General features: G+C 68.3%; 21 protein-coding genes, 1 tRNA gene and 2 pseudogenes. 9 read left to right on the forward strand and 15 right to left on the reverse strand.

Translation table 11 applies throughout. The features are described 5' to 3' along the window. From ACJ4V0_RS05020 to ACJ4V0_RS05045, 6 genes and pseudogenes are all read right to left on the reverse strand, one after another. A pseudogene (locus tag ACJ4V0_RS05020) lies at window positions 1–301 on the reverse strand (GntP family permease); the annotation flags it as partial. Window positions 302–362: 61 nt separating this feature from the next. Beyond that, window positions 363–1,694, reverse strand: a complete 1,332-nt coding sequence (locus tag ACJ4V0_RS05025) for a sodium-dependent transporter (protein WP_448298474.1) — start codon at window positions 1,692–1,694, stop codon at window positions 363–365. 67 nt (window positions 1,695–1,761) lie between these two features. Next, on the reverse strand, window positions 1,762–3,171 hold the full coding sequence (locus ACJ4V0_RS05030) for a sodium/glutamate symporter (RefSeq protein WP_448298475.1): 1,410 nt from the start codon (window positions 3,169–3,171) through the stop codon (window positions 1,762–1,764). 63 nt (window positions 3,172–3,234) lie between these two features. Further along, entirely contained in the window at window positions 3,235–4,107 is an 873-nt protein-coding gene (locus ACJ4V0_RS05035; protein WP_448298476.1) for a universal stress protein, read from the reverse strand. Between the two features lie 243 nt (window positions 4,108–4,350). Continuing rightward, complete coding sequence (locus tag ACJ4V0_RS05040) at window positions 4,351–6,075, reverse strand: cation:proton antiporter (RefSeq protein ID WP_448298477.1); 1,725 nt, start codon at window positions 6,073–6,075, stop codon at window positions 4,351–4,353. A 487-nt stretch (window positions 6,076–6,562) separates the two neighbouring features. Continuing rightward, window positions 6,563–7,225: pseudogene (locus ACJ4V0_RS05045) on the reverse strand (manganese catalase family protein); the annotation flags it as partial. 282 nt (window positions 7,226–7,507) lie between these two features. Here ACJ4V0_RS05045 and ACJ4V0_RS05050 point away from each other — a divergent pair. After that, on the forward strand, window positions 7,508–7,660 hold the full coding sequence (locus tag ACJ4V0_RS05050) for a hypothetical protein (RefSeq protein WP_448298478.1): 153 nt from the start codon (window positions 7,508–7,510) through the stop codon (window positions 7,658–7,660). A gap of 25 nt (window positions 7,661–7,685) precedes the next feature. On the opposite strand, the gene ACJ4V0_RS05055 is transcribed toward ACJ4V0_RS05050, so the two are convergent. Both ACJ4V0_RS05055 and ACJ4V0_RS05060 read right to left on the reverse strand, forming a co-directional pair. Next, window positions 7,686–7,761 (reverse strand) — tRNA-Thr (locus ACJ4V0_RS05055). Window positions 7,762–7,814: 53 nt separating this feature from the next. Beyond that, complete coding sequence (locus ACJ4V0_RS05060) at window positions 7,815–8,663, reverse strand: NHL repeat-containing protein (protein WP_448298479.1); 849 nt, start codon at window positions 8,661–8,663, stop codon at window positions 7,815–7,817. Between the two features lie 461 nt (window positions 8,664–9,124). On the opposite strand from ACJ4V0_RS05060, the gene ACJ4V0_RS05065 reads away from it, so the two are divergent. Beyond that, window positions 9,125–9,784, forward strand: coding sequence for an aspartate/glutamate racemase family protein (locus tag ACJ4V0_RS05065; protein WP_448298480.1), 660 nt, complete (start codon window positions 9,125–9,127; stop codon window positions 9,782–9,784). Window positions 9,785–9,792: 8 nt separating this feature from the next. Here the strand turns inward: ACJ4V0_RS05065 and mtaB are convergent, their stop codons facing one another. After that, window positions 9,793–11,082, reverse strand: coding sequence for a tRNA (N(6)-L-threonylcarbamoyladenosine(37)-C(2))-methylthiotransferase MtaB (gene mtaB / locus ACJ4V0_RS05070; RefSeq protein ID WP_448298481.1), 1,290 nt, complete (start codon window positions 11,080–11,082; stop codon window positions 9,793–9,795). 4 nt (window positions 11,083–11,086) lie between these two features. Next, on the reverse strand, window positions 11,087–11,953 hold the full coding sequence (gene dapF, locus ACJ4V0_RS05075) for a diaminopimelate epimerase (protein ID WP_448298482.1): 867 nt from the start codon (window positions 11,951–11,953) through the stop codon (window positions 11,087–11,089). A 138-nt stretch (window positions 11,954–12,091) separates the two neighbouring features. Here dapF and ACJ4V0_RS05080 point away from each other — a divergent pair, with 138 nt between their 5' ends. From ACJ4V0_RS05080 to ACJ4V0_RS05090, 3 genes are all read left to right on the forward strand, one after another. Next, window positions 12,092–12,805: a GyrI-like domain-containing protein gene (locus tag ACJ4V0_RS05080; RefSeq protein WP_448298483.1), complete on the forward strand. Its 714-nt coding sequence runs from the start codon at window positions 12,092–12,094 to the stop codon at window positions 12,803–12,805. A 148-nt stretch (window positions 12,806–12,953) separates the two neighbouring features. Continuing rightward, window positions 12,954–13,886, forward strand: coding sequence for a ring-cleaving dioxygenase (locus ACJ4V0_RS05085; protein ID WP_448298484.1), 933 nt, complete (start codon window positions 12,954–12,956; stop codon window positions 13,884–13,886). Window positions 13,887–13,956: 70 nt separating this feature from the next. Then, entirely contained in the window at window positions 13,957–14,586 is a 630-nt protein-coding gene (locus tag ACJ4V0_RS05090; protein WP_448298485.1) for an alpha/beta hydrolase, read from the forward strand. 67 nt (window positions 14,587–14,653) lie between these two features. Here the strand turns inward: ACJ4V0_RS05090 and ACJ4V0_RS05095 are convergent, their stop codons facing one another. Beyond that, complete coding sequence (locus tag ACJ4V0_RS05095) at window positions 14,654–15,184, reverse strand: L,D-transpeptidase (protein ID WP_448298486.1); 531 nt, start codon at window positions 15,182–15,184, stop codon at window positions 14,654–14,656. A gap of 288 nt (window positions 15,185–15,472) precedes the next feature. On the opposite strand from ACJ4V0_RS05095, the gene ACJ4V0_RS05100 reads away from it, so the two are divergent. Further along, window positions 15,473–16,279: a hypothetical protein gene (locus ACJ4V0_RS05100; protein ID WP_448298487.1), complete on the forward strand. Its 807-nt coding sequence runs from the start codon at window positions 15,473–15,475 to the stop codon at window positions 16,277–16,279. Between the two features lie 89 nt (window positions 16,280–16,368). Next, window positions 16,369–16,620 carry a hypothetical protein gene (locus ACJ4V0_RS05105; protein ID WP_448298488.1) on the forward strand — a complete coding sequence of 84 codons (252 nt, stop codon included), beginning with the start codon at window positions 16,369–16,371 and terminating at the stop codon, window positions 16,618–16,620. A gap of 51 nt (window positions 16,621–16,671) precedes the next feature. On the opposite strand, the gene leuB is transcribed toward ACJ4V0_RS05105, so the two are convergent. The 4 genes from leuB to ACJ4V0_RS05125 all read right to left on the reverse strand — a co-directional run bounded on the left by leuB (window position 16,672) and on the right by ACJ4V0_RS05125 (window position 21,131). Continuing rightward, complete coding sequence (gene leuB, locus ACJ4V0_RS05110; RefSeq protein ID WP_448298489.1) at window positions 16,672–17,784, reverse strand: 3-isopropylmalate dehydrogenase; 1,113 nt, start codon at window positions 17,782–17,784, stop codon at window positions 16,672–16,674. Window positions 17,785–17,904: 120 nt separating this feature from the next. After that, on the reverse strand, window positions 17,905–18,963 hold the full coding sequence (locus ACJ4V0_RS05115) for a DUF4167 domain-containing protein (protein WP_448298490.1): 1,059 nt from the start codon (window positions 18,961–18,963) through the stop codon (window positions 17,905–17,907). Between the two features lie 371 nt (window positions 18,964–19,334). Next, window positions 19,335–20,390 carry an aldo/keto reductase gene (locus ACJ4V0_RS05120; RefSeq protein WP_448298491.1) on the reverse strand — a complete coding sequence of 352 codons (1,056 nt, stop codon included), beginning with the start codon at window positions 20,388–20,390 and terminating at the stop codon, window positions 19,335–19,337. 57 nt (window positions 20,391–20,447) lie between these two features. After that, the gene (locus ACJ4V0_RS05125) at window positions 20,448–21,131 is read right to left on the reverse strand and encodes an arylesterase (RefSeq protein ID WP_448298492.1); all 684 of its coding nucleotides are present in this window, start codon (window positions 21,129–21,131) and stop codon (window positions 20,448–20,450) included. A gap of 60 nt (window positions 21,132–21,191) precedes the next feature. Here ACJ4V0_RS05125 and ACJ4V0_RS05130 point away from each other — a divergent pair, with 60 nt between their 5' ends. After that, a complete protein-coding gene (locus tag ACJ4V0_RS05130; RefSeq protein ID WP_448298493.1) occupies window positions 21,192–21,917 on the forward strand; it encodes an ABC transporter ATP-binding protein in 726 nt (241 codons plus the stop codon). Further along, the gene (locus ACJ4V0_RS05135; RefSeq protein ID WP_448298494.1) at window positions 21,914–24,493 is read left to right on the forward strand and encodes an ABC transporter permease; all 2,580 of its coding nucleotides are present in this window, start codon (window positions 21,914–21,916) and stop codon (window positions 24,491–24,493) included. Before ACJ4V0_RS05130 ends, ACJ4V0_RS05135 begins: the two co-directional genes overlap by 4 nt. Window positions 24,494–24,657 lie beyond the last annotated feature (164 nt).

Consider the following 24,657-nt stretch of genomic DNA (forward strand, 5'->3'; position numbering starts at 1 on the left):
GGATTGCGTGTCGCGGCCCGAGGCCGTCCCTCAAGGCATCGGCGAGAACCCTTGCGCTGCCGCTGGCCTCCATCAGCTTGCCGAAGACGGCGCCCAGCAGAAAGAGCGGGAAATAGAGAATGATGAAACGCCCGGTTGCCGGCATGAAGACCTGGGTGAAGGTCGCCAGAACCGGCCCGCCCTCGGCGACGAGCACGGCCAGGACGGCAAGGGCCGGCGCGCTGAGCAGCAGGCTGGCGCCGCGATAGGTCAGGATGACCAGTGCCGCGAGTGCGGCGAGCATGACGATGATCCCGCTCATCACTTGCGGCCTCGGGGCCAGGGCATCGTGCCGGGGCTCGCGGAGACGGCAACCACCTTGCTCACAACCATGCGAACGACCGCAGGAGAATGAGAACGATCGTGGCAGGCGCCACGACCCTGAGAAGCCACCACCAGACCCATCCGACCCGGGTGTTGCCGAGATCGGCGTCTGCGAGCGCCGTTGCCGGGGCCAGACGCCATCCAACGAAGACTGCGCAGGCCAGTCCGCACAGCGGCAGCAGGATGTTGGAGGTCGTCTGATCGACCAGATCCAGCAGAGGCAGCCCGCCGATCTTCCAGCGCTCCAGCACGCCGTAACTCAGCGCCGAGGGCAGTCCGGCCAGAAAGACGGCAAGGGTCACCATGGCGACCGCAGCCGGTCTCGACCGCCCGGTGCGGTGGACCACGACGGACACGGGAACCTCGAGCAGAGAAATCATGGATGTCAGCGCCGCCGCCGCCAGCAGAAGGAAGAAGACGAGGCCGATGACGGAGCCGCCCGGCATCTGGACGAAGACCTGTGGCAGCGTGATGAAGGCGAGCCTCGGCCCCGCAGCCGGGTCGCCTCCGAAAGCGAAGACCGCCGGAAAGATGGCAAGCCCGGCCAGGATGGCGAAGAGCGTGTCGCCGGCTGCAACCGCCACAGCCGCACGGGGAATGCTCGTGCCCCGGTCGAGATAGCTGCCATAGGTGATGAAGACCGCCATGCCGACGCCGAGCGAAAAGAAGGCCTGGCCGAGCGCATTGAGATAGACCGCCGGGCGCGAAAAGGCGCTCCAGTCCGGGGCGAGAATGAACGCCACGCCGCGCGTGCCGCCCGGCAGCGTTACCGAGAAGGCGGCCAGCAGCAGCACGATCATCGCCAGAGCGGGCATCAGCCACCGGTTGATCCGCTCGATGCCGCCCTTGATGCCCGCGCTGACCACGAGCGCCGCCGCCGCCAGCATCGCCGCCTGCCAGAGGATCGGCTCGACGGAATGGCTGATGAAGGCCTCGAAATAGGCGCCAAAGCCCGTGCCCGTCGAGCCCCAGAGCTCTCCCGTCGCGGCTCCGAAGACATAACGCAGCGCCCAGCCCGCAATCACGGCGTAGTAGCTCAGGATGAGGCCCGCCGCGATCACGCCGAGCCAGCCGGCATGGCGCCAGACCGAAGACCCCTGGCCATGCTCAAAGGCGGCGACCGCATCGGCGCCCGCCCTGCGGCCGAGCGCCAGTTCGGCGATCATCAGCGGCAGGCCGATGACCAGGACGAAACCGAGATAGATCAGAAGAAAGGCCGCGCCCCCGTTCTCGCCGGTGACATAGGCGAATCGCCAGATATTGCCGAGCCCGACCGCCGCGCCGATCGTGGCGACGACAAACCCTGCGCTCGATCCCCACTGTTCCCTCATCGGCGTCTCGATTCTGGTGTTCTCGAAGTTGCAGGGAGCGATGGCGGCAGCGTCGCGGCATGGCGGATCATGAGGCGTGCTCTCGTCCGGGTTCGGCCCGTCCGCCGCCGAAGAGGATCAACCCGAGCGTCAGCCAGAACACCGTAGCCACCCCGGTGAACGCCAGGACCGGCCATGGTCCAAACGCGGCGATCAGGGGCATGGCGGCGGCGGTGAACAGGCCGCCGCCGACGATCGGCTCGAACAGCAATTGCTTGGCGCCGAAGCTGGCGAGCGCCGGACTTCTGCTTCCCGGGTCGCTCATCGACAGCAGCATCAGCCCGGTCGCCGTCATTCCAAGGCTCTGTCCGAGATCGGCGATGGCGCGCTCGAACCACCATTCCCGCATGAGGAGAGGCGCCAGCAGCGCAAAGCAGGCGACGCTCCAGACAATGCCGGCCGTCGCCAGCAACGCGAAAGGCACGAGGTGCGTCCCGATGGCGGCGAGCGACAGGGTGGCGACAGCGCACAGGATCAGCAGATCGAGGGCGAGACCCTTGAGCGCACGCACCATCCGGCGGTCGATCAGCGCCTGATGCCCGAAGGCGGTCATCACCTGCTGGACGATGACCCCGCCGATCATGGCGAAGGGAAAGAGCGGCATGTGGCCGAGAACCCCGGGGGCCTGGGGCGGCACGACCGACTGCTCGGCAAGGGTCAGCGTCCGCAGGATGAGCCATCCGAGCCCGATCGAGAGGGCAATGAAGACGGCGGCCATCGACAGCGGCGCGATGACATCGTCGAGCGACCGTGCCGGCCGCATCGTCTCTTCCTGCAAAGGGGCGGGGCCCGCACCGACGAGCCTTCCCGAGGGATCGATGATTCCGCGCCGTGCCGCCCAGTTGATCAGGGCCACGCCGATGAGAACGGCGGCCACGACCCCGACGGTTGCGAGGCCGAGAGCCAGGTCCCGACCCTCGGGAAATCCGACAGCCTCGAAGGTTGCGGCGAGACCGGCCGCGGTGCCATGGCCGCCCTCGAATCCGATTTCAATCAGGGCGCCTGCCACGGGTGGCAACCCGAAAACCGGGGTCAGGACGGCTATGGCGAGAACCATGCCGACCACATATTGGCCCCAGGCCAGCGTCTGGCCGAATGCGACCTGCGGCCCGGCGATACGCCAGATCTCCGCCGGACCCGGAATGCGCTCGCCGAGAAACAGGGCGGCGAAGACGACGGAGATGGCAAGGCCAGGGATCTGCGCCATCACCGCCCTCGCCTCGCCCGTGATCATCCCCGCGGCCAGCGCATGGCCATCGCCCGCGGCGACGGCGACGGCCTTGCCCAGCATGTCAGGACCGAGCATGAGTCCGACGAGGCCACCGATCAGCGAGGCCGGCAGGAAGAGCCGGGCCAGCCAGGGCGAGGTGAGCCGCAGGACAACGCCGCTCGCCAGCAACAGCATCGCGATCGCCAGCGCCGTGATCATCGCGGTCATCGTCGTGTCCTTCCTTTGCCGGCGGCGGGCCGCCTGTCAGCGACGGTGCTGACGAGCACGACGTCATGGCGCGGCGATCTGGTCTGCCGGCGGAACCACGAGGACATCGATCGTCGCGGACCGCAGCACGGCCTCCGCGACACTCCCCAGCAGAAACCGCGAAAAGCCGGACTGGCCACGCGTGCCGATGACGATGAGATCGGCCTCGGCAGTCGCCGCCGCCTGGAGGACGGCGGTGGCCGTCGTGCCCTCCGCCGCCCGCGCGATGCAATGCCGCGGAACCAGCGGCAATGTGCCGGCAAAAGCGCGCAGTTCGTCGGCTGCTGCGGCCTCGCGCGATCCGATATGGTGCTTGATCTCCTGAAGCGGCGTCGGCGCGCGGATCATCAGCGCCACCTCCGGAATATCGATCGCGTGGAACAGGGAGACCTCGGCACCGGCGGCCAGATCGAGGCGGGCCATGGCACCCACGGCCTCGGCCGAGTAGGTTGACAGATCAGATGCGGCCAGAACATGCCGGTAGGGACCGGCGGGGAGACCGTTGGCCATCAGGACCGGGACCTGGCTGTGGCGGATGACCCGTTCGGCCGTTGTGCCCACGAAGGCGTCGCGCAGGATCTGGCGTCGGTGCGGGCCGATCACCAGCAGATCCGCCTGCATCGTCCCGGTCGCCGCCACGATGCCCTCGAAGGGATCGTCCAGGGTCACCCGATAGTCACAGGCGAGGCCGTCAACGTCGCGGATCGTTCGGGAGAGTTCCGCAAGAGCTTTCTCTGCCGCGTCCCGGTCGAGTGACACGAGGTAGTCCGGCCGGTCGCCGTCGACGACGTGCAGGAGCGAGATCGCGGCTCCGCTCTTGCGAGCAAGCAACGAGGCCCGTCGGATTGCGCGATCGGATCGCGTCGAAAAGTCGGTCGCTACCAGGATCCGTTTCATGGGGCCTCCAACGGTCAAGTCAGTGTCGACAGCGAGACGCGCAATGTAGTGGACGCGCGACCTTCGTCAATTGACGTATCTCAATCGTATAAATAGCGGCACGCGCAGTGGCGTTTCGCCAGTATTCGCGACACGCTGAGGGTATATGCGAATTCCATTTTGTCTATTTGAGACTTGATCGATCTACATGAACTGAGAGGTCGGCATGCTGCTCTTCTCTTCAGCATAAGTGCCGAACATGGATCAGATCACCTGACGGCCCTCCGTGTCGATTTCGGGGAAGTCGGTGCGCCCCGCCTCCTGGCCGCCGCACAGCAGTTCGACGGCGCGGTCGGCGGCGTCCTGGAACGGCTCAAGGACGACATCGGCGCCGGCAGCGAGCAGGACGCCCGCTTCCTTTGACGCATGGGACGCCACGGCGATGCGGCCCTGAAATCCGGCCGACCGCGTCAACTGGAGAATCGTGGCGTTGGTGTTCTCCTGGCTCAGGCCGGTCACGTGCTGGGGAACCGTCGAGACGATCCAGCCGGCCTGCTGGAGAGGCATGTCCGCGAGAAACTCCGGATCGGTCGCGTCGCCGAAATGCGCGTCCAGCCCCAGTTCCTGCCAGCGGCGGACCGCCAGCGGGTTGAAATCCACGCCCATGACCTTCATCCCGCGCTTCTGAAGACGCAGGCCGATGGCGGTGCCGAACCGCCCGAGCCCAAAGAGGATCACCTCGGCGGGCGGGCCGGACCCGGCAGGGATCCCCGCCCGGGTCTCTCGCGGAGCGCCGCGCCGCTCAAAGATGCCGAGCAGCGGTTCACACACCGCGTAGAGCTGGTGGGAATAGGTGATCATGTAGGTCGAGGCGGCGATCGTCACGAGGCCGACCAGCGTGACGAGCCCCAGGGCATCCTTCGACACATGTCCCAGGCTCACCCCCATGGCCATGAAGATGAGCGAGAATTCGCTGATCTGCGCCACCGTGAGGCCGGCAAGGAACCCCGTCCGCTTGCGGTAGCCCATCGCTCCCATGATGGCGAGGACGACAAGCGGGTTGCCGATCAGCACGAACAGGGAGAACACGACGGCGGCCGTGACATGGGCACCGAGGAGCGACAGGTCGAGCGTGGCGCCTAGCGCGATGAAGAAGAACAGCAGGAGAAAATCGCGCAGCGGCGCAAGCCGCGCCGCAATCGTCTCGCGATAGGGTGTCGATGCGAGGGAAATCCCCGCCATCAGACCCCCGACTTCCTTGCCAAGACCGACCAGATCACCGAGTGCGGCGAACATCGTCGCCTGGGCAATCGCGAAGACCACCAGAAGCTCCGGTGAGCGGGCCAGCCGTTCGGTCAGGGGCGTGGCGATGTAGCGGACGAAGACGACGACCAGGCCCACCATGGCCAGACCTGAGGCCAGCACCATGGGGACCGATCCGCTGCCATGCCCGTCAGCCTGCGACCCGATGCCGATGGCGGAGAGCGCGATCATGGCGAGCACGACCACGAGGTCCTGAACGATCAGGAAGCCGAGCGCGATCTGGCCGTGGAGAGAATCGATCTCGCGCTTGTCCGAGAGCAGCTTGACGATGATGATCGTCGACGAAAACGTCAGCGCGACAGCCACATAGAGGCTGGTCAGATGATCGAGCCCCAAGGCCAAGCCGATCAGATATCCGAAGATCGATGTGAAGGCGACCTGTCCGAGCCCGGTCATCAGCGATACTGCACCGAGCGAACGGATCAGCTTCACATCGAGCTTGATGCCGACGAGAAACAGCAGGACGGCGATACCGAGTTTGGCGAGGAGGTCGATCTGGGCGTTGGAGCGGACGACATCCAGCGCCGATGGACCGGCGATGAGGCCGACCGCGAGGAAGCTGACGATCAGCGGCTGTCGAATCAGAATGCCCACGAGTCCGATCGCGGCCGCCATCCCCAGCAGCAGCGCCACCTCCGCGAAGGGGGCGAGGGTTGGTAGAGCCATCGGAACTCCTCAGGACAAGGTCACCAGGGGCGCCTGTGATGATCAGGACCGATGCAAGGATACATGATCCGCGAGCCTCGCCTGTCGGGCCGCAAGTCTCCATCGTCGGGCCGAAGACAGAATCGACGAGGCTGCATCCCGTTTGGTGAATATCAACCAACGTCCGGGCCTGCCTAGACGGGCCATTTCCGGTCCGTTCGGCAGCGGGGCCTGCGTGGCGGGTCGCCCTCACGCGCCATCGTTCCCGTCATGCATGGGCTTGGTTGAGGACCGGAACCCCATGGCGACGAGTACTGCAGTATCGCATGTCGCCGCAACGCGCCCATGTGCCGCGGGAGTCTGCTGCCCGCCCTGGGCCTTCAGCCAACTGCGTCATGTCGAAGGTGACCCGTTTTCGTCGAGAGCATGTGGACCCGCATCGTGCTTGGACCGGGCCAACGTCCCGACGAGAACCATCTGACTGGTAGAACGACAGATGTCGCGAGTTCCCAGTTAACCGCCACCTCTTGCCGCCTTCCGGCATGCCTTCGACCACCTCCAGTTCACCCGGCGGATCGCCGGGCAGGGCCTTGCCTGTCCACACGCCCGCGATATCCCGGTAGTCCTCCGGGCTGAACGCGTAGAGGCGACGATGAGACCCCTCGTCCAGGTACTTCTGGCACTCCGGAATCTTGTCCAGGTTGATGTCGGGCGTCGGCAGCATCTTCTCGATATCGACGCCTGTGAGGTTCTTCTGGGCCAACCCATAGGCATGCGCGTGCACGGAGCCTCGCACGAGAAGGTAGCCGCAGACTTCCCGGCCGGTGGGATCCGTCAACGTCTCATAGACCCGCAGCTTGTGAAGCCGCGCGCCGCACTCGAGATGAAAGTTGTGGAGCAGGTCGACGATGATGTTGCCGGTGGTGGTGACGAAATCATTGTTCCACACTGCGCCGTTGGCGTTGACGGGGGTTGCGCCTCCGGCATGCGAGAAGAAGCCGCTTGCCAGACGAATGTCCTTCATCATCTCCTAGGGCGCGTTGGCGATATCTCCGCCGTCGCTTTCGTCGGCGTCGGAGTCCGGGCCGTTATTGAGCATGGCGACGCCGTTGCTCACCAGCTCCACGTGTCCGAGTTCTTCAGCCGTGATGCCGGCGACGAGGATCCTGAACGCTGGCGGTTCCCGCCGTGACGGCGATCGATGCGGTCGCGTTACACGAGCGGGAAGATCGCGTCGCGGCCGCCGGGCCGCCTGCACGTCCTGAGACGTTCTCACCCAAGCGCCTGCCATGCTGGCCACAATCACTGGCTTGCCATCCGGCAGAGGTCTCTGCAGCGCCCCAGCCTCGTCCAGCCACGTGTCCCGCCGCGAACCCACCCGGCATCAAGCAGCCAAGGCAGGGAACAGAGCTGTGGGACTGATGGTTTCCCTCAAACCAACAGGAGGATCATCATGAACCGCGAACTCCATCCCAAGATGAAGCCGGATACCCAGAACCCGCCCAAGGCCTGGCCGAAGGGCGACGAGGCCCAAAAGGGGCATCAACAGCAGGGCGGGATCAAGAACGAACAGAACAAGCACACCGACAAGGGCAGTGGGCTCTAGAACCCGTCGAACTCATTGAAATGATTGGTGCCGCCTATAGGATTCGAACCTACGACCCCCTCATTACGAATGAGGTGCTCTACCAGCTGAGCTAAGGCGGCAATCGCGCCGGCTTTTAGCCTCAAGGGCGGGCTTTGGCAACTGGTCTGCGATGTCATCCCAGCAGTTTCAGTCGCGTCAGGCGGCTGGGATTGCCCTCGGCGAGCAGGATGTCGCCGGACGGCGTGCCATAGAGGCCGTGCGCGCCGTTGAGCATCGGACGGCAACGGCCGATGCGGGTGCCGTCGGGCGCGATCTTGGTCAAGCTCGGCACCATGTCGGTGATGTAGGCGTTGCCCTCCGCGTCGCCCCAGATGCCCACCGGCTGGTAGAAGTCGTGCCAGGTCTCAAGGTGCTGGCCCTCGCCGTCGAAGACCTGCACGCGGTTCCATGTGCGGTCGATGACGACGACGCGGCCGTCGGCGAAGGTCCAGAGCGAATGCGGCCAGACGAACTGGCCGTCCTCGGACCCCTGCCCGCCCCAGCTCTGCAGGTGGCGACCGTCGGGGGCGAAGCGGTGCACCAGCGCGGCGCCATAACCGTCGGACACGTAGATGTCGCCCCACGGAGCGATGGAGACGTCGGTGGGGTGGTTGAAGGGCGAATGGGGCTGTCCGCGCTGGCCGAGCTGGCCGACCCGCTGGCCGTCAGGGGTGAACCAGATGACCTCGTGCATGTCGCGGTCGACGGCGATGAGATGACCGGAGGCCGTGGCGGTGAGCATGTGGGAATCGGCGATCTCCGCGCCACCCCAGCCGGCGAGATAGCGGCCTTCCGGATCGAGCTCGATGACGCGCGGATCGGCCGGATGCACCAGCGGGTCGTGCCGCAGCATGACGAAGACGTGGCCGCGTCCGTCCACCGTCACATCGGTGACGAAGCCGGCGTTCTGCGGCCAGGCGCCGAACGGCCGCTCGACCCGGTAATGCCGCTCACCGAGGGCGACGATCAGTTCATGGCTCATGGGGCAGGCACCTGACGAATGACCGGCTTGGCCGGCGGGTGGGAAGGGCCCCATGCTGCGCGAAATCACAGCGCCTTGCCAGCCGCACCAAGCCCCGTCCGGCCATGCGGGGACGCGGGTGACGAGAGATCGGTCCGGAGGCAAACTGCCGCTTCCGGCATCACGTCGGGATCGGCGCCCGCGGCATGACGCGCCCGGAATCGAGGCGGATCGCCGTCGCAGGGGGCAGGCAAGCCGGAAGGCACGCCTCTTGCTGCCGCAATGCCCACGAGGGCGGCAGCACGGCGGCAGCCGCCCGGAGGCAGGACGATGGACATGGGCGAGGACGGGCACAGGGCCGGCGACGGCCGGCGCGGGACGAGGCGGCTGGCTACAGCGTGCTCCGCCCCGCCGACATTCCCCGGTTCCATCCGCGCCGATATCGTGTCGGCCCCGGCCATTCCTCACCCGGCGGGTCTTTGATGCGGCTCCTGCTGATCAATCCCAACACCAGCCACGCCACCACGGCAGCGATGGTCGGGATCGCCCGCGAGAGCGCGCCATCGATCGAGATCGACGGCATGTCGGCGCCCTTCGGCGTTCCGCTGATCACCGGGCCGGCCGAACTCGAGATCGGCCGCGACGCGGTCACGACGCTCATGGCGGCGCGCCCGCCCTTCGGTTACCAGGGCGTCATCATCGCCGCCTTCGGCGACCCGGCTCTCGAGGACCTCAGGCGCAGCATCGCCGTGCCGGTCACGGGGATTGCCGAGGCCGGCATGGCGGAGGCGGCGCGCCACGGCCGCTTCGCCGTGGTGACGACGACACCCGATCTGACGGACTCCATCGCCCGGCGCGCCGAAGCCTACGGCCACGGCGACCTCTTCCTCGGCACGGTCCTCACCGGCGGCGACGTGCACCAGGTCATGGCCGACCGGCAGGGCCTCGGCCTGGCGCTGCTGGAGGCGGGACGGCGCGCCGTGCGGGAACTCGGCGCGAAGGCGATCGTTATCGGTGGAGGGCCGCTGGCGGTGGCGGCACGCAAGATCGCCGATCAACTGCCCGTGCCGGTCATCGAGCCGGTTCCGGCCGCCGTCCGGCTCGCCATCCGCCGGGCCGAGCGGAACGTGCAGGAGCTGTAGGACGAGGGTCAGGCGGCGATGGCCTCGCGGCCGTCGTGGCCGGCAATGGCGAGGGAGACGATGCGGCCCGGCTCGACCGGTGCGACGAGACGCACTGGCGTGAAGTGTTCCGTGCGGCCCATGCTGTTCGTCTCGGACAGAACCGCGAAGGATTTCCCCACCATGGCGTCGAGATGGGCGGCAAGCGCCGCCTCCCCCTTCTCGCGCAGGCGGCGGGCGCGATCCTTGACGACGTCGCGGGGGACCTGCGGCATCCGCGCCGCCGGTGTGCCGGGTCGCGGGGAGAACGGGAAGACGTGGAGGTGCGTCAGCCCGCATTCGTCGACGATGGCGAGCGAGCGGGCGAACATCTCCTCGGTCTCGGTCGGGAAGCCGGCAATGATGTCGGCGCCGAACACCATATCGGGGCGCAGGCAGCGGACGTCCTCGCAGAAACGGATGGCGTCGTCGCGCAGGTGCCGGCGCTTCATCCGCTTCAGCACCATGTCGTCGCCGGCCTGCAGCGACAGGTGCAGGTGCGGCATGAACCGCGCCTCGCCGGCAATGACGTCCATCAGGTCGGGATCGGCCTCGACGGAATCGATGGAGGAGATGCGCAGGCGCTCGAGCTCGGGCACATGCCTGAGGATCGCCTTGGTGAGCGCCCCGAGCTTCGGTTCTCCCGGAAGCCCCTGTCCGTAACTGGTGATGTCGACGCCGGTCAGCACGACCTCGCGGTAGCCGTTCTCGACGAGCTTGCGGACCTGCGCCACCACCTCGCCCATCGGCACGGACCGGCTGTTGCCGCGGCCGAAGGGAATGATGCAGAAGGTGCAGCGGTGGTCGCAGCCGTTCTGCACCTGCACGAAGGCGCGCGAGCGGCCGGTAAGCCCGTCGACGAGGTGCAGCGCCTGCTCGCGCACAGCCATGATGTCGTTGACGGCGACCTTCTCGGAAGCCGCGACACCGAAATCCGGACCGCGCGACAGCGCCTGCCGGGTCTCGCCCCATGCCTCCGCCTTCATCTTCTCGTCGTTGCCGATGACACGGTCGACCTCGGCCATCTCGGCGAAGACCTCGGGCTCGGTCTGCGCGGCGCAGCCGGTGACCACGATGCGCGCGTTCGGGTTCTCGCGCTTCATGCGGCGGATGGCCTGTCGGGCCTGCCGCGTCGCCTCGGCGGTGACGGCGCAGGTGTTGACGACGATGGCGTCCGTCAGCCCGGCCTCGGCGACAAGCCGCTGCATCACCTCGGATTCCGACGTGTTCAGCCGGCAGCCGAAGGTCACGACCTCGACGGAGGAGCGCGGGGCATCCATGGCGTCAGGCGGCCGTGGCGAAGAGGGAGGGGGCGAAGGTGCCCTGATGCTCGACCTCGGTCGGCCCCGTCATGATGACGTGATTGTCCTCGCGCCACTCGACGAACAGGTCGCCGCCCGGCAGCGACACGGTGGCGGCGCGATCGGTGCGCTTGGTGCGCGCCGCAGAGACGAGGGCGGCGCAGGCGGCGGAGCCGCAGGCGCGGGTGATGCCGACCCCGCGTTCCCAGACCCAGAGGACGATGTGGTCGCGCGCCGTCACCGCCGCGAGCGAGATGTTGGCGCGCTCGGGGAAGATCGGATGGTTCTCCAGCATCGGTCCGATCTTCGTCAGGTCGTAGGCATAGGGATCGTCGACCCAGAAGATGGCGTGCGGATTGCCCATCGAGACGACCGAGGGCGAGTGCAGGATCGGCGCGTCGATCGGGCCGATCTGGAGCTCGATGGCGCGCGTGTCGCGGAACTCCTCGGCGAGCGGAATGTCCTGCCAGCCGAAGCGCGGCTCGCCCATGTCGACGGAGAAAGCGTGCGGGCCGGTCCGGCGGCAGGCGAGAAGGCCGGCGACGGTCTCGACCAGAAAGCTGTCGGCCCCGTCCTCCTCGGCCAGCACCCAGGCGACGCAGCGCGTGCCGTTGCCGCAAGCCCCCGCCTGCGATCCGTCCGTGTTGTAGATGCGGATGTAACAGCGCGTGCCGGGCGTGCGCGGCCTGTGCAGCACCATCATCTGGTCGAAGCGCGAATGCTCGTCAGCCGCGATCGCCCGCGCCTCGACGGCGGTGACGACGTGGCTGGAGGCGCGCAGGTCGACGACGACGATCTCATTGCCGGCGCCGTTCATCTTCCAGAACGGATGGTTGGCGAGCGGGCTCATGGCAGGGACCCGTTATCTCCCGTGGGAGTTGGTCAGGGAATGTGATGAGGAGGACACGTTGCGTGGGTTTTATATAGGCTATCCTCGCCAAGTCCAAAATCGTCCGGGCGACGGCGGGCTGGGAGGCATGGGCACGACATGAGCGGGCGGAACGGACGGCCGATCGACAGGACGACACTGGCGGCGCTGACGATGCTCGTGCTCGGGCTGGCGGGCCCACGGGCTGAAGCCCAACCGGCCGTCACGCCACCGCCCGCTGCACAGACCGTCCCTCTCCCTGCAACGCCGCCGTCGGCTCCCGCCCCGGCGCCCGATGCGACCGCACCCGCAGCGCCGGTGGGCACTGACAGCGTCCTCCCCACCGACGAGGCCATCCAGGCCGCAGGGTTCGGCGACGAGGTCACGCTGGAGGCGAGGCCTGCCCTCGTCCTCTCCGGCAAGACGACCTGGGACGACCTCTACGGCACGTTCCGCAAGGCGATTGCCGACCTGAGCGTGCTCGCGCAGGCGCAGGGCGCCGTCGCCTCCGGGCCGGCGATGATCCGCTTCGTGTCCTCCTCCGACGACTCGGTCGACTACGAGGCGATCCTGCCCGTCCGCGCGATCGACAAGCCTGCCGAGAGCTACGCGCCGGCCAAGCCGGGGCAGACCCCGGCGGGCAAGGCGCTGCGCTTTGTCCATCACGGCGGCTACGACACCATCGAGCAGACCTACGACGAGATCACCAACCACCTCGACGAGCGCTCGATCACCGCCGAGGACGCCTTCGTCGAGGAATATGTCCGCGATCCCGCGACCACGCCGGAAACGGGCCTCGCGACCTTCATCTACGTCTTCCCCAAGGCGAACTGAGCAGACCGCCTCGCCAGCCTCGCACGCAGCGATGGGAGGAGCCGCACGATTATCTTGCATCCGCGCAAGGCATTTGCGCTAGCGACAGGGTCCAGCGTGCCTATCTTGCCGTCTGCACGACGCAACGGGCGTCGGCAGGAGGTTCGCCATGTCCCCCAACGGCATTCATCATGTCACCGCCATTTCCGGCCCGGCCCGCCGTAACCTCGCCTTCTACACGGAGGTGCTGGGGCTGCGGCTGGTCAAGAAGACCGTCAACTTCGACGATCCCGGCACCTACCACTTCTATTTCGGCGACGCCGCGGGATCCCCCGGAACGATCCTGACCTTCTTCCCCTGGGAGCATGCCGCGCCCGGACGGCTCGGCATCGGCCAGACGCAGGAGACGGTCTTCCGCGTGCCGGAAGGCGCGCTCGGCTGGTGGACGCACCGGTTCGTCGAGAAGGGCGTGCCACACGAGACGATCGAGAAGCGCTTCGGCGAATCCGTCCTCGCCTTCCGCGATCCGGACGGCATGCGCCTGGCTCTCGCCTGCGTGCCGGGCAGCGGCGCCGAGCCGGCCTGGACGGGCGGCGGCATTCCCGACGCGCACGCGATCCGCGGCTTCCACGGCGTCTCGCTGCTGCTGGAGAAGGGCGAAGCGACCGGCGCGATCCTGACCGACGTGTTTGGCTTCGCGCAGGAGGCGACCGAGGGCTCCGTCACGCGCTACCGTGTTCCGGGCAATCCCCTCGGCGGCATCGTCGACATCCGTGCCGCCGGCGGGTTCCTGCCCGGCCGCGAGGGGGCCGGCTCGGTGCATCACATCGCCTTCCGTGCGGCCGATGACGCCGCACAAGCGGCGATGGTCGAGCGGCTGAGGACGCAGCACGGCCAGCGCGTCACCGAACAGCGCGACCGCAACTACTTTCGCTCGGTCTATTTCCGCGAGCCGGGTGGCGGGCTGTTCGAGATCGCCACCGACACGCCCGGCTTCGCGGTGGACGAGCCGGCGGAGACGCTGGGCGAGGCCCTGAAGCTGCCGGCGCAATACGAGACGCAACGCGCCCGCATCGAGGCCGTGCTTCCGTCCCTCGACTGACCCTGAACGCGACGTGTCGCCGTACCAGTGCCCAGGGCGCGGCGACCATCCCCCCGAGGAGACCTGCGCCATGACTACCGCCACCAGTCCCGCTGTTGACTTCGTCTATCGTTTCGTTCCTGGCGCGATGCCGGGCGCCGCGCCCCTTCTCCTGCTGCACGGGACGGGCGGTGACGAGACCGACCTCCTGCCGCTCGGGCAGATGATCGCGCCGGGCGCCGCCCTGCTGTCGCCGCGCGGACGGGTGCTGGAGAACGGCGTGCCGCGCTTCTTCCGCCGTCTGGCGGAAGGCGTGTTCGACCATGAGGACGTCGTCCGGCGCGCGCACGAGCTGGCAGACTTCGTCGCCGATATTCAGGCGCGGCACGGGCTGTCGGCGCCCATCGCCGTCGGCTTCTCGAACGGGGCCAACATCGCCGCCGCGCTGATGCTGCTGCGTCCGGAGGTGCTGGCCGGCGCCGTGCTGATCCGCGCCATGGTGCCGCTGCCGGACCCGCCCAGGGCAGACCTCTCGGGCAAGCAGGTGCTGATCCTTTCGGGGGCCATGGACCCGATCGTGCCCGAGGCGGATGCCGTCCAGCTCGCAGGCCAACTCACCGCGGCGGGCGCCGGCGTCGCGCACGAGGTCCTGCCCGCCGGCCATGGCCTCACCCAGGCCGACGTGACACTCGCCCGCCGCTGGTTGGCCGATCTTGCCTGAGCCACGAACAATGAAGGCCGCGCCTTGCCCAGGCGCGGCCTTCGAATTTCAAGCGGGGATGCCGCGCTCAGCGCGTGACCATCACCTGGGCGCCGACGCCGACGCGGTTCATCAGGTCGACGACATCCTCGTTCAGCATGCGGAAGCAGCCAAAGGAGGCAGCGGTTCCGACCGACCGGCGCATGCTGGCCGAGGTGCCGTGGATGGCGTATTCGCCGCCGGCGAGGGTCAACGCGCCCTCGCCCATGGGATTGTTCGGCGCGCCGCCGGGGATGACGTCCGGAAGGCGAGGATTGGCACGCCTGACGACGGCGGGCGGCGACCATGCCGGTCGCACATGCCGGCCGTTGATGACGGTGCGCCCCTCCCACTGCTCGGACTGCCGGCCGACGGCAACCCGATAGCGGATGGCCGTGCCGTTGCCCTGGACGAGATAGAGGCGACGCTCGGAATTGCGGATGATGATCGTGCCGGGCTCCGCATTGACGTTGATGCGGACCACCTCGCGCGCCGCGGCGTCTCGTGGTGCTAAAATACCAGCCAATGCGCAGGCGGCCACCGCCGCGGCGGCCAGAGGCCGCGTCCATCCAGTTCCCATGACCCTCTCCCAAGCCGCCCTTTCCACCCGGCGGTGACGCGCCGAGAAAGAGGGCCGATCGGTTTCTCTTCAGTTGCCGAGTGAAGAAATTCCGTGGCGAGAGTCAACGAGTCCTTGCGCTAGGGAAACCAGCTTTTGCCGGGCTGTTGCGGTCCGGCAACGCCATGTCAGGCCGGCCTTACCAAGCGTTCACCACGTTGCCCGTTCACCTGGCGTCAACCATGTCCCTCAACCGGATCACGACGTCGCCCGCGCACGATGACCCCAGCAGACCGGGGAGGGCATGGGATGCGCATCAGGCTGGAGCAGGGCGTGAGGCTTCCGGATGGCCGCACGCGGTCCGCCGTGCTCGCCCTCATGGCCTTCGCGACCATCGTCGTCCTCGCCTCGACCCTGGTCTGGACCATCGCCGGCCGGGCTTACCCGTCCGATGCGCCGCTGCGCGCGACGATGGCGACCGAGGCCGCGGCCGAGCCTCCGCCGGTGTGGCGCAGCGTCGCCGCCCGCCACGGCGGGTTCGACGTCGACGCGCCGCGATGGAAGCCGCTCGGCATGGAGACGACCCATCTCAGGCGCTCCGACGGCCTGTCGCGCGAACTCTTCCAGTTCGGCGAGGCGGCGGACGTGCGCCGCCATGCCGCCCTCGTCGTCGATCGCGGCGACATGCCCTCAGCGACCGCCGCCGAGGATCTCGCGTCGGTTGCCGCCGATCTCGGCGCCGCTGTGCAGGTGTCGCCGAGCCCGCTTCCGCTGGCCACCAAGTTCGGACCCATGGCAGCCGCCGACCTCATGCTCGATACGGATCACGGCCCGAAGGCCTGCCTCGGCTTCATGCTTCACGCCCCCGACGCGGCGCTGCGCATCGCGGGCTGGGTGTGCAACGGCGGCCCGGAGATCGTCAGCCGGCAGGAGGCCTCGTGCTTCATCGACCGCCTGTTCGCCGTCGGCGTGCGGGACGGCGCCATCGGCACGCTTTTCGCGAGAGCCGAGCTCGCCCGCCAGCCCTGCCCGGCGCAGGCCGCGACGACGCCTCCCGCATCCGCCGTAACGGACCGCAACGGGCGCCCGGCGCCCTTGCGCTTCACCCGGCTCTGAACCGCCCAGGGCAAACCGGAACGCCCGGTTAACCGCCGGTTAACCATAATTCGCCAAGGTCTCCGCCAACCAGAATGGAGGAGGCTGCCATGGCCATCGGTCAGATCGGCGCCGGTGCTACCGGACCGACGGGAGAAAACGCGGGAGGCCTGCCCTCGGCGAGCGCCGTGCGCCAGACCACGTCGGCGCCGCGCACCAAGGTCGCCAACGTGACGGTGACGCTGTCGCCGGAAGCGCGCCAGCACCTGTCGCGCATGGAAGGTTTCACCGCGACCATCGGCACGTCGAAGCAGCCGAAGCAGATGACCAAGCCCGGCCTCAACATCGACTTCCGGACCTGAACCGGAACGGGTGCGGCACCCGCCGCGCCAGCCTGCCGTCGCGGCGTGGGCTCAGCCCGCCAGGTGCTGCAGTTCCTTGATGATGGCGTCGCCCATGGCGGCCGTACCGATCAGGTGGGTGTTGTCCGACCGGATGTCGGCGGTGCGCAGACCGCTTGCCAGCACGTTGGTGATCGCCTTGTCGAGCATGTCGGCCGCCTCGATCGCCTTGAACGAATAGCGCAGCGCCATCGAGAAGGACGAGATCGTCGCGATCGGATTGGCGGCGCCCTTGCCGGCGATGTCGGGGGCCGAGCCGTGGACCGGCTCGTAGAGCGCCTTGCGCTTGCCGGTGCCCGGATCCTCGGCGCCGAGCGAGGCCGACGGCAGCATGCCGAGCGAGCCGGTCAGCATGGCCGCGACGTCCGAGAGGATGTCGCCGAAGAGGTTGTCGCAGACGATCACGTCGTACTGCTTCGGCCAGCGCACCAGCTGCATGGCGCAGTTGTCGGCGAGCACATGCTCGAGCTCGACCTCGGGGAATTCGGCCTTGTGCACGCGGGTGACGACCTGCTTCCACAGCACCCCCGACTTCATGACGTTGTGCTTCTCCGCCGAGGAGACCTTGTTGCGGCGGGTCTTCGCCAGCTCGAAGGCGACGCGGCTGATCCGCTCGATCTCGGAGGTGGTGTAGAGCTGGGTGTCGACGGCGCGCTGCTGGCCGTCCTCCAGCGTCACGATCTCCTTCGGCTCGCCGAAATAGACGCCGCCGGTCAGCTCGCGGACGATGAGGATGTCGAGACCCTCGACCACCTCGGTCTTCAGTGATGAGGCCGCGGCCAGCGCCGGGAAGCAGATGGCGGGACGCAGGTTGGCGAACAGGCCGAGATCCTTGCGCAGGCGCAGCAGGCCCGCCTCGGGGCGCTTCGCATAGGGCACGTCCGACCATTTCGGGCCGCCGACGGCGCCGAACATCACGGCGTCGGCCGCCTGGGCGAGGGCCATGTCGCTGTTGGAGATCGCTTCGCCATGGGCGTCGTAGGCGGTGCCGCCAACAAGCCCGCGCTCCGTCTCGAAGCTGGCGACGCCCTGCCTGCCGAACCAGGCCACCACCTTCTCGACCTCGGCCATGACCTCCGGGCCGATGCCATCGCCGGGAAGGATGAGAAGCTTGTGCGTCGCCATGGTCGTGTCCTCTTTGAGCGTGGGCGCGCTCTACCGCGCCCGGCCGCATGAGGGCAAGGCCCCGAACGCATGAGGGCGCGCCGGTGGCACGCCCTCATCGTCTCAATTGGCTGGGGAGGATTACTCCGCCGCGGGCGTCTTTTCGCCGGAGGCGTCGACCGGATCATCCTCGACACGCGGCGTGCGGCGCTTGCGCACGCGCGGCGCGGGGGCGGCGGGCTCGTCGGCCACGACAGGCGCAACCACGCTGCCGCCGGTGATGAAGGACGGAAGGCCAAGGCCCACATCGTCCTCGCGCGCCGGAGCGGCGGGCTGCACGGACGGCCCTTCCGGCGCATCGTCACCGACGTCACGGCGGGCCTGACGTTCTGCAAAACGCTCGGCGCGACGGCGCTCGAAACGCTCGCGGCGGCTCTCGAAAGGCCTGCCGTCGGCGCGCTGGCCGTCCCGCGCGAAGCCGCCTTCGCCCTCCGGCCCGGCACCGCCGATATCCGGCTGCTCGCCGGCTACAGGGTCGTGCTGCGGGCGCGGACGCTCCTGCCGGTCCGGGCGATCCTGCCGGTCAGGTCGATCTTGCCGGTCAGGTCGATCCTGCCGGTCAGGTCGATCCTGGCGATCCTGAAAACGCTGCTGTCCGCCGCCCGGAAAACGATCACCGCGATTCTGGCCCTGGAAGTCGCGCTGACCACCGCCAAACTCGCGCTGGCCGCCACTGAAGTCGCGCTGACCCTGAAAATCGCGCTGGCCCTGGTAGTCCCGCTGTCCGCCACCGAAGTCGCGCGGCGGCTGGGGCGGCGGCTCGGGCTTCGCCACGACGGGCGATTCGAAGCGCTTGTCGAACGGGGACGCAAAATCGTCATCGTCCTCGTCCTCGCCCTCGTCATCCGCCTGCTGGCCCTCGACGCGGGGCATCTGCTGCTGGCGGAGCGCCTCCTGGGCGGCGGCAATGAGGCGGAAATAATGTTCGGCGTGCTGGAGATAACTCTCGGCCGAAACAGGATCGCCGGACGAATGGGCGTCACGGGCGAGCTGGAGATACTTCTCCGCGACGTGCTGGGCCGTGCCCCTGATCTTCACGTCCGGTCCGTTGGACTCGTAGCTCCGCGACAGCGGATTGGGGCCCTTGCCGCCGCCGCGATTGTTGCGGCCGCGCATGCGCTTGTTGTTGCTGTTTCTCATGTCGGTCCTTTATCGACCTCCTCAAGCGGAGCCCGCGTCCAGGCGGTGCATCCGGGTCCTTTGGCCTGTCGCGGGCGGAGCACTCGGGCTGTCGTTCCCGGCCTTGCCACGTGCGGCAGATCAGCGATCTTCAGGGTTCGGGGCGACGACTTTCCGTCATGCCCCGCGCGCATCCTGTGCGCTTCGTCCTTCACTCGGGATCGGATCAAGGCGCCCCTCGCGCCTGCCTCCGACGTGCCAAACCCCACCAGACCTGTTTGATGTTGCGTTCGAAGCGCGGAGCAGACCCCGGGCCGCCTCGAATCTTGTTGAAGATCATTATCCGGTCCGCGGCCGGATTCCAAGAGGATTCTCCGGCTTTCCCCGGCGGCTCACGGCGCGGGATTGCCCCGCAACTGGTGGACGGCATCGATAGCCGCCAGCGTTTGCGCCGACAGCGCCACCTCGCCGGCATCGATAGCCGTCTTCAGTTGCGCCATCGACGTCGCGCCGATGATAGCCGAAGTCACGAAGGGCCTGCTGACGACGAAGGCGATGGCGAGTGCGGCAGGGTCGAGGCTGGCCTCGCGCGCGATCGCGAGGTAATCCCTGATGGCCGGCTCGGAGCCGGGTTTCTGGTAGCGCTGCTGGCGGTCGAACAGCGTGACCCGCGCCCCCGGCGGACGGGCGCCGTCGAGATACTTGCCGGTCAGGAACCCCTGCGCCAGCGGCGAGTAGGCGAGCAGCCCCACCTCTTCGCGCAGCGTGACTTCCGCCATGGCGGTCTCGTAGGTGCGGTTGAGCAGGTGATAGGCGTTCTGCACCGACTGGACGCGCGGCAGGCCGCGCGCTTCGCTCTCCCTGAGAAAGGACATGGTCCCCCAGGCGCTCTCGTTGGACAGGCCGATGAAGCGCACCTTGCCGGCCTTGACGAAATCACTCAGCACGTCGAGCTGTTCGGCGATCGGGGTCTCATCCTCGCGCGGCTTCCACAGCTCGGAGTCGAAGCGGGTCGGGTTGGCGCCGAAGGGGGCCGGACGCTCCGGCCAGTGCAGCTGGTAGAGATCGATGTAGTCGGTGCCGAGCCGCTTGAGGCTCTGGTCGAGCGCCGTCTGCATCTGGACGCGGGTGAGCCGGGTCGGCGCGCCGTCCGGGCGCAACCAGTCCATCTGTCCGGCGCCGGCGACCTTCGAGGCCAGAAAGATGTCGTCACGCCGGCCGCGCTTCCTGAGCCAGGAGCCGATGATGCGCTCAGTGGAGCCGTAGGTCTCCCGCTTCGGCGGCACCGCATACATTTCGGCCGTGTCGAAGAAGGTGATGCCGCGCGAGACGGCATAGTCCATCTGCTCATGGCCCTCGGCTTCCGTGTTCTGCTCGCCGAAGGTCATGGTGCCGAGGCACACGACGGGAACGTTCACGCCGGTGCGGCCGAGGGGACGGGTCTGCATGGGGACAAGCCGATCGTTTGGGGAGATGCCCGGGATTAGGAGGCCGTCGCGGACGCGTCAACCGCCGTGGCGCGATCGCACCTGTGCGATGAGTTCCTCGACCCTGGGAAGGATGCGGGCGACGATCGCGTCGACACCGCGGGCGTTGGGATGCATGCCGTCGGACAGGTTGAGGTCGCGTTCGGCCGCGACGCCCTCCAGGAAGAACGGGTCGAACAGCACGCCGTGGCTGGCGGCAAGCTCCGGGAAGATCGGGTTGAAGGCTGCCGCGAACTGCGGCCCCATGTTCGGCGGCGCCAGCATGCCGCTGAGCAGAACCGCAACGCCGCGCGCCTTCAGCCGGGTGATGATCTCGTCGATGTTGCGGCGGGTCACCGCCGGGTCGATGCCGCGCAGCGCGTCATTGGCGCCGAGTTCGAGGATCACCGCATCGACACCGTCGCCGACCGCCCAGTCCAGGCGCTCCAGGCCGCCGGTGGAGGTATCGCCTGACACGCCCGCATTCTCGACGGTCACGTTCAGCCCTTTCGCCTTCAACGCCGCCTGAAGCTTGACCGGAAAGGCGTCGCCCGGCGGCAGCTGGTAGCCCGCCGTCAGGCTGTCTCCCAGCGCGACGATGGCGATCGGCCTGTCCTGCTGGGCGCTCGCCGGGCCGGGCGCTGCAAGAAGAAGACAGGCGAGGAGGCCGATCACGAAGTGTCGCACAGAGCTTGCCTTCCAAAAGTCCGAGACAATTGCCATCTAGGGTCGCGTGTGCACTGCCGCAACATGCGGCCTTCAGGCGAAGCGACCGACAGACCCATGCCCGTTCCGACCCAGGTGCTTGCCGAAGCACACAACGCCATCATCCTCGACCGCGTGGAGCTCTCGCTCGGCCGGGCCGCATCCCGCGTCCATATCCTGAAAGGGCTGTCGCTCACCATCGGACGAGGCGAGTCGGTCGGACTGGTCGGTCCCTCGGGCTCCGGCAAGTCGACGCTGCTGATGGTCATGGCGGGCCTCGAGCGCCCGGATTCCGGAACGGTCAACGTGGCCGGGACCGACATCACCGGGCTCGACGAGGACGCGCTGGCGCGGTTTCGCGGCCGCCATGCCGGCATCGTCTTCCAGTCGTTCCACCTGATCCCGACCATGACGGCGCTGGAAAACGTCGCCGTTCCGCTGGAATTGGCGGGCGACCGCCACGCCTTCGAGAAGGCGGCCGACGAACTGGAGGCGGTGGGCCTCGGCGGGCGCCTCGACCACTATCCGACGCAGATGTCGGGTGGCGAGCAGCAGCGCACGGCGCTCGCGCGCGCTCTTTCGGTCAAGCCGGACATCCTGTTCGCCGACGAACCGACCGGCAATCTCGACGAGACGACGGGGCGGACCATCATCGACCTCATGTTCGCCAAGCAGGCCGAGCGCGGGGCGACGCTGGTGCTCGTTACCCACGACCGCGCACTGGCGGAACGCTGCGACCGCGTCGTCAGGCTCCGATCCGGCGTCATCGTCGAGGACGTCAGGACCGCGGAGCGTGTCGGGTGAGCGGCTTCGTCGCGCGGCCTGCCCGCTTTCCCACCGCCATCCGCCTCGGCCTCCGCGACCTGCGCGGCGGCCTGCGAGGCTTCGGCACCTTCATCGCCTGCATCGCGCTGGGCGTCGCGGCCATCGCCGGGGTGGGGTCCTTTGCGCGCGGGCTCGTCGAGGGCCTAAACCGCGAGGGTCGCGTCATCCTTGGCGCCGACGCCTCGTTCCAGGTGCTGCACCGGGAACTGCCGGAGGCCATCGTGCGCGCGCTCGGAGATCGAGGCGTCGTCGCCACCATGGCCACGACCCGCGCCATGGCGCGGACGGGCACGGAGGGCGATGCCGCCAAGTCCTCGCTCGTCGAGATCAAGGCCGTCGATCCCGGTCTCTACCCCCTTGTCGGCACGCTCGAGGCCGAACCCGCACGGACGACGCCGGAGGCGCTTGGACCGGCGAACGGCCGGGACGGCGTACTCGTCGAGCCGACGCTGCTGGCGCGTCTCGACCTGAAGGTCGGGGACGAACTGGTGCTTGGCGACCTCGCCGTCAGGATCGCCGGCGTCATCCGCAGCGAGCCGGACCGGCTCGCCGGCGGCATCGGCTTCGGACCCCGCCTCATTCTGTCGCTGGATGCGTTCCGCCGCACCGGCCTGATCCAGCCGGGATCGCTGATCCGCTGGATGTACCAGCTCAGCCTCGGCTCCAGCCAGACGAGCGATGCCGATATCCGCCGGGTGATTGCCGACATGCGCGCGCGTTTTCCCGAGGCGGGCTTCGAAATCCGCACCCGGATGAACGCCTCGCCGCAACTGACGACGCAGATCGAGCGCTTCTCGCAGTTCCTCACCCTCGTCGGACTGACGGCCCTGCTCGTTGGCGGCGTCGGCGTCGCCAATGCGGTGGCGAGCCTCGTCGACCGCAAGCGCGACGACATCGCGACCCTGAAGGCGCTCGGCGCGACCGGCGGCATGGTCTTCGCCGCGACCCTGACCCAGGTCGGCCTGCTCGCCGTCGTCGGCACGATCATCGGGCTCGTCATCGGCTCGATCCTGCCGTCCGCGGTGGTGGCCACCTTCGGCTCGGCCATTCCGGTGCCGGTCGCGACGTCCGTCCATCCGGGAGAACTGGCGACGGCCGCCGCCTACGGCCTGCTCGTCGCCCTGGCTTTCGCGCTCTGGCCGCTCGGACGGGCGCATGATGTGCCGGTCTCCGCGCTGTTCCGCGATACCGTGGACGGGGAGCGTCGCTGGCCGCGCGGCCGCTATCTCGCGATGGTCGCGCTGACGCTGGCGATTCTGGTGACGCTGGCGGTCGCGACCTCGTTCAACCCGCGCCTCGCCATGGGCTTCATGGCCGGCGCGGCCGGCATATTCGTCGCGCTGCGCCTCGTGGCATCGGGCATCATGGCGGTTGCCGCACGCCTGCCGCGGTCGCGGCGCACGAGCCTGAGGCTCGCCGTGTCCAACCTGCACCGGCCCGGGGCGCTGACCCCCTCGGTCGTCCTGTCGCTCGGCCTCGGCCTCACCCTGCTCGCGGTCATCGCGCTGGTCGATGCCAGTTTCCGCCGGCAGATCGAGGATGCGCTGCCGGCCCGGGCGCCCGCCTTCTTCTTCGTCGACATCGTCAACGCCCAGGCCGAGCGCTTCGACGCCTTCGTCGCCGAAAAGGCGCCGGGGGCCGAACTCTACCGCGTGCCCATGCTGCGCGGACGCTTCGTCAGGCTCGGAGGGCGGCCGGTGGAGGAGATCCGCGCCCGCGAGGACATCGCCTGGGCGCTGCGCGGCGACCGCGGCATCACCTATTCGGCGACGGTTCCGAAGAACTCCCGCGTGGTGGAGGGAGAGTGGTGGCCGGAAGGCTATGCCGGACCGCCTCTCGTGTCCTTCGACGAGCGGATGGGACAGGGCTTCGGGCTGAAGATCGGCGACGAGGTGACGGTCAACGTGCTTGGCCGCAACATCACCGCCCGCATCGCCAATTTCCGCCAGATCCAGTGGGACAATCTCGGCATCAACTTCATCGTCTCCTTCTCGCCGAACACCTTCCGCGGCGCGCCGCACGCCCATCTGGCGACGCTCACCTATCCCGGCACGACCACGGCGGCGGAGGAGATCGCGCTCCTCCAGGCGGTCGCGGCCGCCTTCCCCGCCGTGACGACGGTCCGCGTCAAGGATGCGCTGGAGGCGGTCGGCCAACTCGCGACCCAGATCGCCACCGGCATCCGCGGCGCCAGCATCGTGACGCTGGTGGCCGCGATCCTCGTGCTGGCCGGGGCGCTGGCCGCGGGACACCGGGCGCGGGTCTATGACGCGGTGATACTGAAGACGCTCGGGGCGCGGCGCGCCATGCTGATCGGCACCTACGCGACCGAGTACGCGCTGCTCGGCACCGTCACCGCCCTGTTCGGCCTGGCGGCCGGCTGCGTCGCCGCCTGGGTGGTGACGACGCAGGTGATGAACATCCCCTTCGCCTTCGCGCCGCTCCAGGCGCTGGGCATCATCGTCCTCGCCATCGTTCTGACGGTCGGATTCGGCCTCGTCGGCACCTGGCGGGCACTTGGGGAAAAGCCGGCGCCTGTGCTACGCAACATGTGAGGCGACGAGCGCTGTCCGGCGGACCGTGCAACACTTGCGACAAAGAGCCGCTAAGCCCGGATTTACTGCGTTTGGCGCACCAGAGCCCTTGTGTCCGCCACAGGCTCATCCATATTGCACCGCGGAGGGTGGATCATCGACTGGTCCGCCTCAAGGGGAAAGCC

The sequence above is a fragment of the Phreatobacter aquiterrae genome (assembly GCF_053471285.1).

Bases quoted from the DNA above. Each gene is read 5' to 3' on its own strand.
- ACJ4V0_RS05100 (WP_448298487.1), top strand. From the start codon at position 15,473: ATGCGCATCAGGCTGGAGCAGGGCGTGAGGCTTCCGGATGGCCGCACG.
- ACJ4V0_RS05125 (WP_448298492.1), bottom strand. From the start codon at position 21,131: ATGGCAATTGTCTCGGACTTTTGGAAGGCAAGCTCTGTGCGACACTTC.
- ACJ4V0_RS05050 (WP_448298478.1), top strand. From the start codon at position 7,508: ATGAACCGCGAACTCCATCCCAAGATGAAGCCGGATACCCAGAACCCG.
- ACJ4V0_RS05090 (WP_448298485.1), top strand. From the start codon at position 13,957: ATGACTACCGCCACCAGTCCCGCTGTTGACTTCGTCTATCGTTTCGTT.
- ACJ4V0_RS05030 (WP_448298475.1), bottom strand. From the start codon at position 3,171: ATGACCGCGATGATCACGGCGCTGGCGATCGCGATGCTGTTGCTGGCG.
- ACJ4V0_RS05120 (WP_448298491.1), bottom strand. From the start codon at position 20,390: ATGCAGACCCGTCCCCTCGGCCGCACCGGCGTGAACGTTCCCGTCGTG.
- ACJ4V0_RS05130 (WP_448298493.1), top strand. From the start codon at position 21,192: ATGCCCGTTCCGACCCAGGTGCTTGCCGAAGCACACAACGCCATCATC.
- ACJ4V0_RS05035 (WP_448298476.1), bottom strand. From the start codon at position 4,107: ATGAAACGGATCCTGGTAGCGACCGACTTTTCGACGCGATCCGATCGC.
- dapF (WP_448298482.1), bottom strand. From the start codon at position 11,953: ATGAGCCCGCTCGCCAACCATCCGTTCTGGAAGATGAACGGCGCCGGC.
- ACJ4V0_RS05065 (WP_448298480.1), top strand. From the start codon at position 9,125: ATGCGGCTCCTGCTGATCAATCCCAACACCAGCCACGCCACCACGGCA.
- ACJ4V0_RS05085 (WP_448298484.1), top strand. From the start codon at position 12,954: ATGTCCCCCAACGGCATTCATCATGTCACCGCCATTTCCGGCCCGGCC.
- ACJ4V0_RS05040 (WP_448298477.1), bottom strand. From the start codon at position 6,075: ATGGCTCTACCAACCCTCGCCCCCTTCGCGGAGGTGGCGCTGCTGCTG.
- ACJ4V0_RS05095 (WP_448298486.1), bottom strand. From the start codon at position 15,184: ATGGGAACTGGATGGACGCGGCCTCTGGCCGCCGCGGCGGTGGCCGCC.
- mtaB (WP_448298481.1), bottom strand. From the start codon at position 11,082: ATGGATGCCCCGCGCTCCTCCGTCGAGGTCGTGACCTTCGGCTGCCGG.
- ACJ4V0_RS05115 (WP_448298490.1), bottom strand. From the start codon at position 18,963: ATGAGAAACAGCAACAACAAGCGCATGCGCGGCCGCAACAATCGCGGC.
- ACJ4V0_RS05060 (WP_448298479.1), bottom strand. From the start codon at position 8,663: ATGAGCCATGAACTGATCGTCGCCCTCGGTGAGCGGCATTACCGGGTC.
- leuB (WP_448298489.1), bottom strand. From the start codon at position 17,784: ATGGCGACGCACAAGCTTCTCATCCTTCCCGGCGATGGCATCGGCCCG.
- ACJ4V0_RS05025 (WP_448298474.1), bottom strand. From the start codon at position 1,694: ATGAGGGAACAGTGGGGATCGAGCGCAGGGTTTGTCGTCGCCACGATC.
- ACJ4V0_RS05105 (WP_448298488.1), top strand. From the start codon at position 16,369: ATGGCCATCGGTCAGATCGGCGCCGGTGCTACCGGACCGACGGGAGAA.
- ACJ4V0_RS05080 (WP_448298483.1), top strand. From the start codon at position 12,092: ATGAGCGGGCGGAACGGACGGCCGATCGACAGGACGACACTGGCGGCG.